Here is a 15081-nt window from a genome sequence, read left to right as displayed (position 1 = left end):
AGCGGAACCGGAGGGCAGGACCCCTAGAACCAGAACCGCACGCCGGTGACGAAGGACAGGTCGCTCGGGTCCTCGCCGTGGTCCCGGGCGATGTCGGCGGTCTCGCCCAGCTTCCTCTCCCAGTTCACGCCGACATAGGGGGCGAACTCGCGGACGACCTCGTAGCGCAGGCGCAATCCCAGCTCAACGTCGTTGAAGCCGGGACCGACATGAAGCTCCCGGACCCGCTGGGCCGAGACGTTGACTTCGGCGACCGGCTGGAGGACGAGCTTCTGCGTGATGAGCAGGTCGTACTCGGCTTCCAGGCGGGCGCTCAGGTCGCCGTCCTCGCTGAGGAAGAGCTGGGCGGTCACGTCGAAGAAGTACGGCGCCACCCCCTGGAACCCGACCACCCCATAGGTCGTCTGCGGCCGGGGACGAACGTCGTGCCGGATGCCGGCCTGGAAGTCCCAGAACTCCGACGTCATGCGGCTGTAGAGCAGCTGGAATTCCGCTTCCTCGACCTCCCCGTCCACGGCCTTGCTGCCCTCGGCGTTGAACCAGGCCTTGTTGGTGTCTCCGCCGATCCAGCCCTGAACCTCCCAGTCGATAGAGTTCTCGCCGTCCCGCCAGCGATGCTCCAGCCGGTCGATGAGGAGAGTCGCGAGGATCGGCGGCTCCTCGTGGAACTCTTCGGCCTGGTCCGCGTCCCGGGGTTCGCCGTGTACCTGCGCGGCGACGCGAGGCGGTACCGCCGACAGCGCCAGCAGGACGGATCCCGCCGCGAGCGTCGCCGTCCGGAGGCTTGTCTTCGTCATTCGCATGCTGGTCCCCGCATCAGAGGCTCGCCGTGCGGGGCTCGACGATAAACCGCGTCATCATGCCCGAGGCCATGTGGTAGAGGAGATGGCAATGGAGGGGCCACTCGCCGGGTTCGTCGGCGGTCAGCTGGACCGTGGTGACCTGCCCCGGCGGCACGAGCACGACGTGCTTCCGGGGCATCCGGTCGGTCTGGCCGTTCTCAAGCTCGACGAACATGCCGTGCAGGTGCATCGGGTGGGCCATCATGGTCGTGTTGACGAACCGGATCCGGATCCGATCGCCGTGAGCGACCCGGATCGCGGCACCCTCGTCGAACTTCCGGCCGTCCAAGGTCCAGATATAGCGCGACATCATGCCCGTGAGCCGGATCTCGATCTCGTGGGAGGGATCGCGCCGGTCCCTGGACTTCGAGAACGACTTCAGGTCCGCGTAGGAAAGGGCTTTCGCCCCCGGAGGCGTCCCCGCGTCGGCCCAGCCGACCGCGCGTTCCGGGCGTGCCGCGGCAACGTCGTCCATGCCCTGCAGGGCGCCATGGTTCATGCCGGCCATGGAACCGTGATCCATGCCGGCCATGGCGCCGCGGTTCATCGAACCATGGTCCATGGTACCATGATCCATCGAGCCATGGTCCATCGAGCCATGGTCCATTCCGCCATGGGCCATGGCCATGTCGGCCATGGTCAGGATGGCGCGGGGGCGCCGCTCGGGGATCTCGCCTTCCATGCCTTCCCGGGAGGCGAGGGTCGCCCGGGCGAAGCCGGTGCGGTCGATCGGCTCGGCGAAGAAGGTGAAGGGCTTGTCCCCGGTCGGCATGACGACGACGTCGTAGGTCTCGCCGACGCCGATGCGGAACTCGTCCACCTTGACCGGCACCACGTTCTGTCCGTCGGCCGCGACCACGGTCATGGACAGGCCGGGGATGCGGACGTCGAAGATCGACATGGCCGAGCCGTTGACGACCCTGAGCCGCACCCGCTCGCCCGGGTCGCAGACGGCGGTCCAGTTGTCCTTCGGCCCCCTGCCGTTGACCAGGAAGCGGTATCCGGTCACGTCGGCGAGGTCGGTGGCGTCCATGCGCATTTCGCCCCAGGCGAGGCGGTCGTCCATCGTGGCGCCCAGGCCGTCGCGCCGGGCGTCCCGGAAGAAGTCGACCAGGGTGCGCCTGCCGTCGTTGTAATAGCCTTCGCTGACCTTGAGCTTGCGCAGCACGGACCCGGGCGCTTCGGGCGTATGGTCGGACAGCAGCACGACGTAGTCGCGGTCGGTCCGGACGGGATCGCGCCCGGCGGGCTCGATCACGATGGCGCCGTACATGCCCTCCTGCTCCTGGGAGGCGGAGTGGCTGTGGTACCAGTAGGTGCCGGCCTGGCGCAGCTTGAACCGGTAGGTGTAGGTCTCGCCGGGACCGATCGGCCGGTAGCCGTTGAAGCCCGGCGCGCCGTCCATGACGCCCTGGAGCAGCAGGCCGTGCCAGTGGACGGAGGTCGCCTCGTCCAGCCGGTTGGTCACGTGGACGACCACCTCCTGACCCTCGCGCCAGCGCAGCGTGGGCGCCGGGATCGAGCCGCCGATGGAGATGGCGCCGCTGGTCTCGCCGTCGATCGTGATGCGGGTCCGTTCCACGGCAAGGTCCAGGCTCCGGTCGGCCGCCGCGAAGACGCGGCGCCCCGGATGGACCGTGACGATGCCCGCCAAGCCCGCCGCTCCGGCAAGCTTGAGGGCGGCGCGGCGGGAAAGGCCGCGCGATGGCTCGTGCATGGGTCGCCCCCCCTCAGCGCTGGAACGCGACCTTGCCGACCATCCCGGACTCGTAGTGGCCCGGCATGTTGCACGCGAACTCGATCGTAGCCTGCTTCGAGAACTTCCAGACCAGTTCCCGGGTCAGGCCGGGCTCCACGAGGACGCTGTTGGGGTCGTCGTGCTTCATGGAATGGCCCATGTCCGGCATGCCAGAGTGGTCCATCCTCATCATCTCCTCGTTCACGCCGGTCGCGGTCAGCATGCCGTGGTCCACCATCATGGCCATTTCCTTCTGGTGGGCCGCATGCATCGCGGCGGTGCCGATGTTGAACTCGTGCAGGAACTCGCCCGTGTTCCTGACCACGAACCGGACGGTCTCGCCGGCCTTCACCGCGATGGTCTCGGGCTCGTAGAAGTTGTCGCCCATCTCGACCTGGACGGTGCGCGTCTTGGCGGTCGCCTTCGCGGGCTCGCCGATCGCGGCGGTATCATGCGTGTGGCCGGCCTGACCGGGGGCGGCGACAGCCGTGGCCGAAACGGCCATGAGCCCGGCGCCGGTCACGAGGGCGGCGATGGCTTGCAGGGTGCGGATATGCGGACGCATGTCGGGTATCCTCTGTCCCCGGCCCTTGCGGCGCCGGAGAGGCATGTAAGTTTGGCGGCTTCCGGGCGCGGCGGCCAGGAACCGGAAATCAGGGGGAGGTCGGCGTCAGGCCGCGGATCTGGGGGGCCGGCGCAGGGGGGAGACCGATCGGTCCCGGAGCATGTCGTCGGCCGGAGGTTGGCCACGCGCGGGCGTCCACTCGACGGGTTTCACCCCGGGATCTGTCGGCTCCAGGGCCGACATGCCGCAGGCCATCGCGCAGCAACCCTGGTGGGAGTGCTTGGAATGCTCTCCATGGTCGCTTTTCGTCCGGTGATCATGGCGTCCATGGTGGCCCAGCCGCTCGTCGCAGCCATCCCAGGCGCTCTCGCCGGAAGCCGCGGCATGATCGGACAGGACGGAAGCCGCGGCACCGGACATGACGGCACCTCCCCAGCCGAGGAGGAGACTGAACAGCACAGCCGCCAAGATGCGCGTGAAGCCCATGCCCACTGCCGATCCCATGCCTGCGGACTTTCGCCCGGAGGACGGCATTCTATTGCAGCGGCCGGAAGGGATGCAAGGGTGCCTTGGATTTCGCTACGGCGGAATGGCTCCCGCGCGACGGCCAAGGTCGGAAGCCGGGGCGGACGGCACCTGGTCGGGCACCGCCCGCCTCCGCCAGCCGTCAGGCCGCCATCTGGCGGCAGGATTCGGCGCAGTCGCGGCACATCCGGGCACACCGGGTCATCTGCTGGTCGCCGCCGCCCAGGCTCTCGCATTCCGCAGCGCATGCTTCGCAGACTTCGGCGCAGACTCCGCAGGTCCGTCCATGGAAGTTCGAACCCCGGATCATGAAGTCGGCGCTGGTCAGGCAGATCTGGGCACAATCCGCCAGCAGTCGCTGGTGGTCGGCCGACGCATGGTCGCCGCCCATGCCGAGACAGTGCATCGAAGTCTCCAGGCAGGTCCGATGGCAATCAAGGCAGTTCCTGATACATTGCTGCATGTCCATGGCGCGTTCCCTCGTCTGGCTGATGCTCCGTCAACAGCATCCATGGCCGCGAGGTTACGCCCGCGTCGTCATGGGCAGCGCTTCGCGACACACGAAAAGTTCCGCGGCCGCCGGAGCGCTCCGCCGCGGCGATGCGGACGGGCATGCCCCTACCCGATCCCGAGCTTCGCCACGGCCTCCTTCAGGATGCCGGCGCTCCGCGCCAGCGCCGTCGTCTCCCCCTCGTCCAGGGTTGGCCGCAGCGTCCCGATCACGCCGTCGATGCCAAGGATGCGCGGCAGGGACAGCGCCACGGACTCGACCCCGGCCACCTCCGGGTTGACGGTCGAGCAGGTGACGACCGCGCGCTCGTCGTCGGAGATCGCCTGGGCGATGCGCGCCAGTCCGCCGCCGATGCCGTACCAGGTGGCGCCCTTGCCCTTGATGATCCGGCCGGCGGCGCCGCGTACGCCCTCGTCGATCTCCGCGCGGACGGCATCGGTCAGCGGCCGTCCGATCTGCTCGGCGAACTCCGCGACCGGCATCGCCCCGGCGTCCGCTCCGGACCAGTGAAGCACCTCGCTGTCGCCGTGCTCCCCCAGCACATGGGCATGCACCGATTTCGGCGAGATGCCCAGGTGCCGCCCCAGCAGCGCCCGGAACCGGGCGGTGTCCAGGATGGTGCCGGAGCCGATCACCCGTCCGGCCGGCATATCGGGCCGCGTCCGGCGGGCGATGTCCAGCGAGACCTGGGTCATCACGTCGACCGGATTGGTCGCGATCAGCAGGATCGCGCCGGGCGCGCTCGACAGGACCTGGGGGATGATCTCGCCGAAGACGGCGGCATTGCGCTCCAGAAGTTCCAGGCGGGTCTCGCCGGGCCGCTGGTTGGCGCCGGCCGCCAGGACCACCACGCACGATCCGGCCAGATCGCCGTAGTCGCCGGCGTTGACCGGCATCGGATAGGCGAACGGCGTCGCGTGCAGGATGTCCTCGGCCTGCGCCGCCGCCAAGTCGCGGTTGCGATCGACCAGGACGATTTCCGTTCCGACGCCCCGCATCACCATCGCGTAGGCGGCGGCGCTTCCGACGAAACCGGCTCCGACAATTCCGATCTTCATGGTCCGATCCTCATGGACTGGCACCCGGCGGTGCCTTAAAGGAATGCTGAAGGGCGACAAGGCTGCGGCGATTGGTCCCGCTGTGCCCTACCCTCGGCCGGAACAGATAACCCGGTCAAGGTGTGAATCGCCCGGCCTGTTCGCCCCGCCCCACGCAACCGCAGTCAGGACAATGAACCAACGCCTCATCCGCCTCGCCGTCGGCACCCTGATCGGCCTGCTGATCGCCGCCGGCATCGTCTGGTGGCAGGTCTCCCAGTTGCCCGGCGGCACCCGGGGCGGCACCCAGACCGGCACGGCCCTGATCGGCGGCCCGTTCTCGCTGACCGACCATACCGGCCGGCCGGTCACCCAGGCCGATTACCAGGGCCGCTACATGCTGGTCTATTTCGGCTTCACCTTCTGCCCGGACGTCTGCCCGACCGAACTGCAGGTGATGGCGACCGCCCTGGACCGCCTGGGCGCCAAGGCCGACGAGGTCCAGCCGCTGTTCGTCACGATCGATCCCGAGCGCGACACCGTGACGCAGATGGCCGACTACGTCGCCCAGTTCCATCCCCGGCTGATGGGGCTGACCGGCACGCCGGAGCAGGTCGCCGGGGCGGCGCGGGCCTACCGGGTCTATTTCGCGAAGGCGCCGGACAAGGACGGCGGCGACTACTACACGATGGACCACTCGTCCTTCGTCTACCTGATGGGACCGGACGGGAAGTTCCTCGAAGCCTTCGCCCACGGCACGGCTCCGGACAAGATGGCGGAGACGATCGCCGCCCACCTGGACTCCTGACGAATGGTCCGGAACCGGCGCCGCGCGGCGGTACGCGCCGCGCGTACATAGTGTCGCATCGGCGGTTCAAGGCCCCCGAAAGCCTGTCCGGAGAGCCTTTCGAAGGGGTCAGTTGCGTCGGAAATCCAAGTAATTCAACCACTTGGAAGGAGGGTTTTGCGACTTGACAGGGTACTGCCCTAACCGTATGGTGCCGCCGCTTTCGCGCGGCTTCCCGGCCAACCGGGGGAAGTGGGACCGGACATGAGCGACGACCAGTCTCCCCCGCCCTCGTTGGACGACATCGATGCCCGTTTGCGGAAGGCGCGGGAACGCAGCGCCGGGCCGGCTGCCAAGCCGGACGGGGATGACGACCTGCCGAGGAGATCCCTCGGGCTCGCCTTCCGGATCGGGATCGAGCTGGTGGCCGCCATGATCATCGGCGTCGGCGGCGGCCTGCTGCTGGACCGCTGGCTGGGTACGACGCCCTGGGGCCTGATCGGGATGTTTTTCCTTGGCGCCGGGGCCGGAATTGTGAATGTCTACCGGGCCGTCACAGGCGTCGGCTACGCACCGGGCTACCGGAGCATGCGGAAGCCGGAAGACGGGCCGGACCAATAACAGCGCCAGACGCAAAGTTTGGCTGAACGAGGACGACCGTGGATCCGCTTCACCAATTCCAAATCCAGAGGTACGTGCCGATCAATGTCGGCGGCCTCGACGCATCGTTCAGCAATTCGTCGCTGTACATGGTGATTGCAGTCGCGCTGATCACCGGTTTCATCGTGTTCGGCATGCGCGGCCGGGCCCTCGTCCCGGGACGCATGCAGTCGCTGGCCGAAATGTTCTACGAGTTCGTCGCCAACATGGTGCGCGAGAACGCGGGTCCCGATGCGCGGAAATATTTCCCGTTCGTGTTCTCGCTGTTCATGTTCATCCTGGTCGGCAACCTGCTGGGCATGATCCCGGGGACCTTCACGTTCACCAGCCATATCATCGTCACCTTCGGGCTGGCCTTGACGGTGTTCGTCTTCGTCACCCTGCTGGGATTGATCAAGCACGGCTTCCACTTCTTCTCGCTGTTCATGCCGCACGGCGCGCCGATCGCGCTGGCGCCGATCCTGATCCCGATCGAGGTCCTGTCCTACCTGTCGCGTCCGGTCAGCCTGTCCATCCGGTTGTTCGCCAACATGATGGCCGGCCATACGATGCTGAAGGTGTTCGGCGGCTTCTCGGTCCTGCTCGGCGCCGGTCTCGGGGGTCTCGGCTACACGATCGGCATCCTGCCGCTCGCGATCAACGTTGCACTGGTCGGTTTCGAAATCCTCGTGGCGCTTCTTCAGGCCTACGTGTTCACGATCCTGACCTGCCTCTACATCCGCGACGCCCTGGAACTGCACTGATCGGCCCTTCCGGCCATTGATCGGTGCCGCGCCGCGGGTTACTCCACACCACCCACCTGTTCTAATTTCCAGTCTCAAAAGAAGGGTATCTAATCATGGACGCAGAAGCCGCTAAGTTCATCGGCGCCGGTCTGGCGGTTTTCGCCCTGTTCGGTGTTGGCCTCGGCATCGGCAACATCTTCTCGACCCTGATCAGCTCGATCGCCCGCAACCCGGCATCGCGCGCGGCGGTTTTCCCGATCGGCATCCTGGGCTTCGCGCTGACGGAAGCCGTGGCGCTGTTCGCCCTGCTGATCGCCTTCCTGATCCTGTTCGCCTAAGCTCGAGCCTGAACGAAGCTGGTTTTCGCTCACATGCGGCGCCTGGCTCAACGGGATCACCGTCCCGGCGACCGGCGCCGCAAGCTTAGGGGATCGATCATGCCCAAGTTTTTGGCTCGTCTGCGTGCGGGCGGACTGGCCGGGCGCGTTGGTCTCGCCTGGACGATGCTCGTCGTCACGGCGGGCGGCGCCCTGGCCCAGGCGGATCATGGAGCGGCCGGCGATGCCGCGCACGGGGCCGACTTGGCCCACGGCGCGGAGCATGGCAGCGGCGGCCTGCCCCAGCTCGATCCCACAGTCTTCGCCCCCCAGCTGATCTGGCTGGCGATCTCGTTCATCGCCCTCTACTTCCTCATGGCCAAGGTGGCTTTGCCCAAGGTCGCCGAGGTGCTGGAGGAGCGGCAGGAGCGGATCACCAACGACCTCGACCGGGCCTCCGCGCTCCGGGAGGAGTCGGCCGGTGTCATGGAAGGCTACGAGAAGGCCCTGACCGACGCCCGGGCGCATGCCCAGTCGGTGATGGCCGCCACGACCGCCGACATCGCTTCGGCGTCGTCGGGCCGTCAGGCCCAGTTCAATGCCGATCTGGCCGCCAAGACCCGCGCCGCCGAGGAGCGGATCAACGCGGCCAAGGAAACGGCGCTCACCAGCGTCCGCTCCGTGGCGGCCGAGATCGCCCAGCAGACCGCCGAGAAGCTCGGCGGCATCAAGGTCGATGCCGCCCGGGCCGATACGGCCGTCGGCGCCGTGATGCAGGAGCGTGGCTGATGTTTCAAGCTGCTGAATTCTGGGTCGCCGTCGCCTTCTTCATCTTCCTCTTCTTCGCATTCCGTCCGGGCGCCAAGGCCCTGACGGCGATGCTGGACGATCGGGCGGACAAGATCCGCCAGGAACTGGAGGAGGCGCAGCGGCTCCGCGAGGATGCCCAAGCCACCCTCGCCTCCTATCAGCGCCGTCAGCGCGATGCGCTGAAGGAAGCCGAGGACATCATCGCCCATGCCCGCGAGGAAGCCGAGCGGCTCCGGCTGCACGCCGCGGCCGACCTCGACTCCTCCATGAAACGGCGCGAGGCCCAGGCGATGGACAAGATCGCCCAGGCCGAGGCCCTGGCCCTTCAGGAAGTGAAGAGCCTGACGGTCGATCTCGCGATCGCCGCCAGCGGCCGCCTCATCGCGGAGAACATGGACGCCGCGCAGTCCGCCAAGCTGGTCGACGCCGCAATCGCCGACCTGCCGCGCAACCTGCACTAAGCGCTCCGTTCCGCGCAGAGCCTTCGACGGAAAGCCCCCGATGCTTCGGCATCGGGGGCTTTTCGCGTTTCGGGGCACGGCCTCCCTGCGTTACGCTCGACAGGGGTCCGGCAAACCGGACATGGAATAACGGGGAGAAAAAGCTTCATGTCGATCCTGATCCGCGGCGGAACCGTCGTGACCGCCGAGCAGAGCTTCCGCGCCGACGTCTATTGCGAGAACGGCACGATCGTCGCGATCGGCGACGGTTTCGATGCGCCGGCCGGCTCGCAGGTGGTCGATGCGGGCGGCATGTATGTCATGCCGGGCGGCATCGATCCGCACACCCACATGGAACTGCCCTTCATGGGAACGGTCGCGAGCGAGGACTTCTTCTCCGGGACCTCGGCAGGGGCGGCCGGCGGCACCACCATGATCATCGACTTCGTGATCCCCGCACCCCAGCAGTCGCTGGTCGAGGCCTATCGCCAGTGGCGCGGCTGGGCGGAGAAGGCGGCAACGGACTATTCCTTCCATGTCGCGGTCACCTGGTGGTCCGACCAGGTCCGGGAGGAGATGGGCGTGCTGACGCGCGAGCACGGCGTCAACTCCTTCAAGCATTTCATGGCCTACAAGGGCGCCATCATGGTCGATGACGGCGTCCTGCTGAACAGCTTCGCCCGCGCGCAGGAACTGGGTGCCCTGTGCACCGTCCATGCGGAGAACGGCGACGCCGTCTTCCATCTGCAGAAAACGCTGCTGGAGCAGGGCATCACCGGGCCGGAGGGGCATGCCCTGTCCCGCCCGCCCCAGGTCGAGGGAGAGGCGGCGCAGCGCGCCATCGCCATCGCCAACGTGCTGGGCGCCCCGGTCTATATCGTCCATGTCTCGACCGAGCAGGCGACCCAGGCGATCTCGCGCGCCCGCGCCGCCGGGCACCGCGTCTACGGGGAGGTGCTGGCCCAGCATCTGGTGATCGACGAATCCGTCTACCGCAATCCCGACTGGCAGACGGCCGCCGCCTACGTGATGAGCCCGCCGTTCCGCGCCAAGCACCACCAGGAGGCCCTGTGGGCCGGCCTGTCCTCCGGCGGCCTGCAGACCACGGCGACCGACCATTGCTGCTTCTGCGCGCCGCAGAAGGCGGCGGGGCGCGACAACTTCACCAAGATCCCCAACGGCACCGGCGGGATCGAGGACCGCATGTCGATCCTGTGGCACAACGGCGTCGGCACCGGCCGGCTGACGCCCAACGAGTTCGTCAGGATCACCTCGACCAACTGCGCCCAGATCTTCAACCTGTATCCCCGCAAGGGCGCGGTCCAGGTCGGGGCGGATGCCGATCTGGTGGTATGGGATCCCGAGGGAACCCGGACCATCTCGGCGAAGACCCACCACCAGAACGTCGATTTCAACATCTACGAGGGGATGGAGGTGAAGGGCGTCGCCCGGCACACGTTGTCGCAGGGCAACCTGGTCTGGACCGACGGCGAACTGCGCACCGTCCGGGGTGCCGGGCGCTACATCGACCGCCCGTGCCATCCCCCGGTGTTCAAGGCGATCGAGCGGTACAACGAGTTGCACAGGCCGGTCGGTGTCGACCGGGAGGTCGCGACGGCGGTCACCCCCTGAGACGACACGGGTGCGGGCACTTTTTCTCCGAATGGGGTAGTCTCGACGGGCCATCTCGACCAGCAGGGACCCGCCCCCATCATGATTGCCCGCATCCTTGCCGCCATCCTCCTGTTTTCCTTCGCTTCCCTGACCGGCGGGACGCCGGTGCTGGCGGCGCGGATCAGCGTCTCCGGCGGCGGCCCCGCCGCGGCGGCCACTGTCGATTCGGAAGAGCTCGCCGGGCTGCCCGCGGCGGAGATCGTCACCGCCACCCCCTGGACCGGCAAGGCCAGCTTTTCCGGCCCCTACCTGACCGACGTCCTGGCCCTGGCGAAGGCCGAAGGCGGCAAGGTTTCGCTGTTCGCCAGGGATGACTACAAGGTGGAATTGTCGCTGGCGGATATCCGGCGCTACCGGCCGATCATCGCGACCTCCATGGACGGCAAGCCCATACCCCCGCGCGAGCGCGGGCCGTTCTGGCTGATGTTCCCGTTCGATGACCATCCGGAGTTGCAGAACGACGCCTGGTTCTTCCGGGCGATCTGGCAGATCGACCGGATCAGGGTCGAACCTTGACGCGGGGGCTGCGCGCCGCCCTTGCGGGGCTGGGGTTGGCCGTCGTCGTCTCCTTCTCCATCGTCGGAGCGTTGCAGTACGCGCTGTCGGACAAGACGGTGGGCGTGCTGGCCGGCGGGACCGACAACCAGGCCTGGGCCTTCTTCCAGCTCGGGACCGAGCACCACCGGCTGCACGTGGCGTTGCTGGAAGCCTCGGCGGGCATCAACGACGCCGCCGCGGCGGAGGGGCGGTACGAGGTGTTCGTCAGCCGGCTCAACATCGTGCGCGGCGGCACCTACAGGCAGATCTTCACGGGCCGGGCCTTCTATGACGGGGCGATCGGCGAACTGGGTCGTTTCGTAGACGAAACCGATGCCCTCGTGACAGCGCGCGGCGGGTTCGACGGCGCCGTGGTGGCGGAACTCCTGGTCCGCCTGCCGCGGCTGCGCGAGCCGATTCAGTCCATGATGCTCGGGATCACCAGCGTGAGCGCCGGCGAGGCCGCCCAGCGCTGGACCGAGATCACGGAGATGCAGCGGCTGGCGACCACGGCGACGGTTATACAGGCCGTTCTGTGCGCCGGCTTCGCGGGTCTGGCCGGCTGGTATATCCTGCAAAGCAGCCGCTCCCGGCGGGAGCTGCTGCAACTGACCGGAACGCTCAACCAGGCCAAGCAGGACGCCGAGGCGGCGAGCCGCGCCAAGTCGGAGTTCCTGGCCAACATCAGCCACGAGATCAGGACCCCGCTGAACGGCGTGATGGGGCTGCTGGGCCTGCTGGTCGACAGCCGCCTTCCCCCCGAGCCCCGGGCCCACGCCAGCTCCGCCCTGCGGTCGGCCGAGAACCTGCTGACCATCGTCAACGATATCCTGGACCTGTCCAAGCTGGAAGCCGGGCGGATCGAGGTCGAGGCGGTGGATTTCCTGCTGACCCAACCGGCGGAGGACGTGATTTCGATCCTCCATCCCGCGGCGCAGGAGAAGGGCAACGAGCTGGCCTACGCGATCGAGCCGGACGCGCGGATCTCCCTGCGCGGCGACGTCGGGCGGATCCGGCAGATCCTGTTCAACCTGGTCGGCAACGCAGTCAAGTTCACCCATGGCGGACGGATCCATATCCGCTTCGCCACCCGGCCGGAGGAGGGATCGGGCGGGCTGATCCTGGCCGTGGACGTGCAGGATACCGGCATCGGCATCCCGGAGGAATTCCTGGGCCGCCTGTTCGAGCGGTTCTCCCAGGCCGACGGCTCGACCACCCGGCGCTACGGCGGCACCGGGCTGGGGCTGGCGATCTGCCGGCAGCTCTGCCTGCTCCAGGGCGGCGACATCACCGTGCGGAGCGAGGTCGGCAAGGGTAGCACCTTCAGCTTCACCGTGCGCTGCCAGCCCGGCCCGGACATCGTCGAGGCCCCCCTGCCCGATCCCGCGCCGGAAGCGGTGGACCACGGCCCCCTGCGCCTGCTGGTGGTGGACGATGTCGAGGTGAACCGGACCCTGATGGACAGCCTGCTGACCCGCCGGGGCCATTCCGTCGAGCTGGCGACCAACGGGGCGGAGGCGGTCGCCGCGGTGGCCGGCGCGGACGCGCCGTTCGACCTGGTGCTGATGGACATCCAGATGCCGGTGATGGACGGCTGCTCGGCGGCCGAGGCGATCCGCACCCTGCCCCCGCCCTTCGGACCGACCCCGATCGTCGCCGTCACGGCCCATGCCATGGCCGGCGACCGGGAGCGTTATCTCGCATCCGGAATGAACGACTACGTCTCCAAGCCGGTCCGCCCGGCCGAGCTGTTCGCCGCGATCGAGCGCGTGATGAGCAAGCTTCCCGCGCCGGTACCGCAGGCGCCCGCCCCGGCCGCGCCCGATGATCTGGCGGAGACGCCGCTGCTCGACCAGACCATGATCGAGCAGCTCCAGGACTGTCTCGACGCGGAGGACCTGATGGACATGCTGGGACTGTTCCCGGGCCAAGCCCGGATCCAGGCGGACGAGATCGAGGCGGCCATTGCGACGGGCGACGCCGGGGCGGTCAAGCGGGCGGCCCACGGCATGAAGGGCGCCAACGCCAACCTGGGCGCCCGGCGCCTCTCCGCCATCGCCCGCGCGATCGAGGTGAACGCCGCCGACCCGGCGGAGGCGGCCCGCCTGCTGGCCCTGGCGCGGGAGCAGATCGAGCCGACCCGGCTGGCGCTGGAGGAACGGTTCGCCCCGGCGGCCCATGGCTAGGCCCGCTCCCAATGGCCGTGCCGGCGGACGAAGCGGCCGGCGGCGTCGTGGCGGAACCCGGTGCCGTCCCAAACCCTGACGTCGAAGCCGATGCGGTCGCCGTCCACGTCGATCAGGTTGTAGGCGTTCGGTTCGTTCCGCAGCCGGGTCGATGTCGCGGTGGAGGCCTGGGCCACCAGGATCGAGCGTTTCACCGCCGTATGGTGCGTCCTGACATCCCCGTGGTAGCCGCGGTGCAGGTGTCCGGCGAGCAGCAGGTCCACCCCGCAATGCTCGAAGGTGCGGAGCGCCAGGCCGGCGCGCCCGACCAGGCGCGTGTCCGGCGCGTCGGGGGGCGGCAGGAACGGATGGTGGGTCACAACGACCTTGAAGACATCAGGTCCCACGGAGTCGAAGACGCTCCGCGCATGGGCGATCTGATCGGCGTTGATCCGGCCGTGGGACCAGTTCCAGTGGAGCCCCATCGGGCGCGCGGTGTTGAGGCCCAGCACCGCGATCTCCTCGTCCCGGTGGAGCGGGCGCAGGTCCCGCTCGATGTAGCGGCGGTAGCGCCGCAGGGGTGCGGCGAAGCGGGCCAGCAGGTTTACGCCCGGAATGTCGTGGTTGCCGGGAACCACCAGGTAGGGCGCCTCCAGCCGCTGGAGGAAGGCGCGGGCGGCACGGAACTGGTCGTGGTGACCGCGCTGGGTCAGGTCGCCGCTGACCACGATCAGGTCGGGCCGGACCCCGGCGAGGTCGACCAGAAGCGCTTCGACGACCGCTTCGTCGATCCGGCCGAAATGCAGGTCGGAGATATGGGCGAGCCGCCTCATGGCAGCGCCCCGGCCGGCACCAGGACCTTCAAGGCGCCGGGACGCATGCGGAATCGCAGGGGTGTCGCGACGCGGTGGACCTCGCCGTCGATGGCGACGGCCAGGCTCCGCTTGGGGGTCCGGACGGTTACCTCCCGGACGCGCTCGACGCTGAGGTCCCGGTCGCTCTGCCAGCGGCCGAGCAGCATGCGGGTCGCCATGCGGAACATGCCGAACGAGGTCTTGTGCCGCGCCAGGTAGACCGCCAGTTCCCCGGCCCCCAGGTTGGAGCGGGCGAAGAAGGAGAAGAAGGCGTCGTCATAGGCGTTGTTGGCGACCGCCAGGGCCATGGTCCTACGGCGCTGCGGACCGGAGCCCAGGTCGATCTCCATCTCCAGCCGGGGATAGCGGCGCATGGCCGCCAGGGTCGCCGCCCCAAGATGCAACCATTTGGCGAATCCTGGCTCGTGCCTGTGCCGCTCCCGGTAGCGGGCCAACATGGGGAACAGCCCCAGCACCGCGTTGCACAGGAACACGGTGCCGTTGACCTCCGCCACGTCCACCGCCCGGATCTCCCCCTGGGCGAGCTGACCGACCGCCGCCTCCAGGTCGAGCGCCATGTGCAGGTCCTTGGCCAGCAGGTTGGCCGTGCCGAGCGGCAGGACCCCCATGGCCTTGTCGGTATCGACGAGAAGGGTCGCGGCGGCGGCCACGGTGCCGTCGCCGCCGCCGACCACCACGGCGTCCGCATCGGTCGCCACGGCGGCCCGCAGGGTTTCCATCAGCCCGCCGGGAGGGGCGACCGTCACGGTCGCGGTCGCCCCCCGGTCGCGGAACAGGTTCTCGATGCGAGCGGCGGCGTCCTCCGACGACTGGTCGAGCAAGGCCCCCGCCGATCCGTTGATGACGACGGCCAGCTTCATGCGGACCAATATG

Annotated in this window: 17 protein-coding genes; 9 read left to right on the top strand and 8 right to left on the bottom strand. The window is 68.4% G+C overall.

Going from position 1 to position 15081, the window contains the following annotated elements:
* Nucleotides 1-23: 23 nt before the first annotated feature.
* From IGS68_RS03585 to IGS68_RS03560, 6 genes are all read right to left on the bottom strand, one after another.
* Complete coding sequence (locus tag IGS68_RS03585) at nucleotides 24-797, bottom strand: copper resistance protein B (RefSeq protein ID WP_201077382.1); 774 nt, start codon at nucleotides 795-797, stop codon at nucleotides 24-26.
* A gap of 19 nt (nucleotides 798-816) precedes the next feature.
* Complete coding sequence (locus tag IGS68_RS03580; RefSeq protein WP_201077381.1) at nucleotides 817-2559, bottom strand: copper resistance system multicopper oxidase; 1743 nt, start codon at nucleotides 2557-2559, stop codon at nucleotides 817-819.
* Nucleotides 2560-2572: 13 nt separating this feature from the next.
* A complete protein-coding gene (locus IGS68_RS03575; RefSeq protein WP_201077380.1) occupies nucleotides 2573-3145 on the bottom strand; it encodes a cupredoxin domain-containing protein in 573 nt (190 codons plus the stop codon).
* Between the two features lie 105 nt (nucleotides 3146-3250).
* Nucleotides 3251-3649: a hypothetical protein gene (locus tag IGS68_RS03570; RefSeq protein WP_201077379.1), complete on the bottom strand. Its 399-nt coding sequence runs from the start codon at nucleotides 3647-3649 to the stop codon at nucleotides 3251-3253.
* A gap of 163 nt (nucleotides 3650-3812) precedes the next feature.
* Nucleotides 3813-4076 (bottom strand): four-helix bundle copper-binding protein, encoded by a 264-nt coding sequence (locus tag IGS68_RS03565; RefSeq protein WP_247881160.1) that lies wholly within the window; start codon nucleotides 4074-4076, stop codon nucleotides 3813-3815.
* Nucleotides 4077-4288: 212 nt separating this feature from the next.
* On the bottom strand, nucleotides 4289-5239 hold the full coding sequence (locus tag IGS68_RS03560) for an L-lactate dehydrogenase (protein WP_201077376.1): 951 nt from the start codon (nucleotides 5237-5239) through the stop codon (nucleotides 4289-4291).
* Nucleotides 5240-5411: 172 nt separating this feature from the next.
* Between IGS68_RS03560 and IGS68_RS03555 the strand changes: the two genes are divergently transcribed.
* From IGS68_RS03555 to IGS68_RS03515, 9 genes are all read left to right on the top strand, one after another.
* A complete protein-coding gene (locus IGS68_RS03555) occupies nucleotides 5412-6026 on the top strand; it encodes an SCO family protein (protein ID WP_201077374.1) in 615 nt (204 codons plus the stop codon).
* Nucleotides 6027-6269: 243 nt separating this feature from the next.
* Nucleotides 6270-6626: an AtpZ/AtpI family protein gene (locus IGS68_RS03550; RefSeq protein WP_201077372.1), complete on the top strand. Its 357-nt coding sequence runs from the start codon at nucleotides 6270-6272 to the stop codon at nucleotides 6624-6626.
* A 38-nt stretch (nucleotides 6627-6664) separates the two neighbouring features.
* Complete coding sequence (locus IGS68_RS03545; protein WP_201077370.1) at nucleotides 6665-7408, top strand: F0F1 ATP synthase subunit A; 744 nt, start codon at nucleotides 6665-6667, stop codon at nucleotides 7406-7408.
* Between the two features lie 95 nt (nucleotides 7409-7503).
* The gene (locus tag IGS68_RS03540; protein ID WP_037449290.1) at nucleotides 7504-7728 is read left to right on the top strand and encodes an ATP synthase subunit C family protein; all 225 of its coding nucleotides are present in this window, start codon (nucleotides 7504-7506) and stop codon (nucleotides 7726-7728) included.
* A gap of 99 nt (nucleotides 7729-7827) precedes the next feature.
* A complete protein-coding gene (locus IGS68_RS03535; protein ID WP_201077368.1) occupies nucleotides 7828-8496 on the top strand; it encodes a F0F1 ATP synthase subunit B family protein in 669 nt (222 codons plus the stop codon).
* Entirely contained in the window at nucleotides 8496-8978 is a 483-nt protein-coding gene (locus tag IGS68_RS03530) for a F0F1 ATP synthase subunit B family protein (protein WP_201077366.1), read from the top strand. The genes IGS68_RS03535 and IGS68_RS03530 overlap by 1 nt, the downstream gene beginning before the upstream one ends.
* A 147-nt stretch (nucleotides 8979-9125) precedes the next feature.
* Nucleotides 9126-10589: a dihydropyrimidinase gene (gene hydA, locus IGS68_RS03525; protein ID WP_201077364.1), complete on the top strand. Its 1464-nt coding sequence runs from the start codon at nucleotides 9126-9128 to the stop codon at nucleotides 10587-10589.
* A gap of 81 nt (nucleotides 10590-10670) precedes the next feature.
* Complete coding sequence (locus IGS68_RS03520; RefSeq protein ID WP_201077362.1) at nucleotides 10671-11147, top strand: putative pterin-binding protein; 477 nt, start codon at nucleotides 10671-10673, stop codon at nucleotides 11145-11147.
* Nucleotides 11144-13354, top strand: a complete 2211-nt coding sequence (locus IGS68_RS03515) for an ATP-binding protein (RefSeq protein ID WP_201077360.1) — start codon at nucleotides 11144-11146, stop codon at nucleotides 13352-13354. The genes IGS68_RS03520 and IGS68_RS03515 overlap by 4 nt, the downstream gene beginning before the upstream one ends.
* Here the strand turns inward: IGS68_RS03515 and IGS68_RS03510 are convergent.
* Both IGS68_RS03510 and IGS68_RS03505 read right to left on the bottom strand, forming a co-directional pair.
* On the bottom strand, nucleotides 13351-14166 hold the full coding sequence (locus IGS68_RS03510) for a metallophosphoesterase family protein (protein WP_201077358.1): 816 nt from the start codon (nucleotides 14164-14166) through the stop codon (nucleotides 13351-13353). The genes IGS68_RS03515 and IGS68_RS03510 overlap by 4 nt on opposite strands.
* Nucleotides 14163-15068: a diacylglycerol/lipid kinase family protein gene (locus tag IGS68_RS03505; protein WP_247881344.1), complete on the bottom strand. Its 906-nt coding sequence runs from the start codon at nucleotides 15066-15068 to the stop codon at nucleotides 14163-14165. Before IGS68_RS03505 ends, IGS68_RS03510 begins: the two co-directional genes overlap by 4 nt.
* Nucleotides 15069-15081 lie beyond the last annotated feature (13 nt).

The sequence above is a fragment of the Skermanella sp. TT6 genome, from assembly GCF_016653635.2.
GTDB lineage: Bacteria > Pseudomonadota > Alphaproteobacteria > Azospirillales > Azospirillaceae > Skermanella > Skermanella cutis.
Note: the sequence above shows the minus strand (reverse complement) of the source record. Positions and strands in the feature narration are given on the sequence as shown.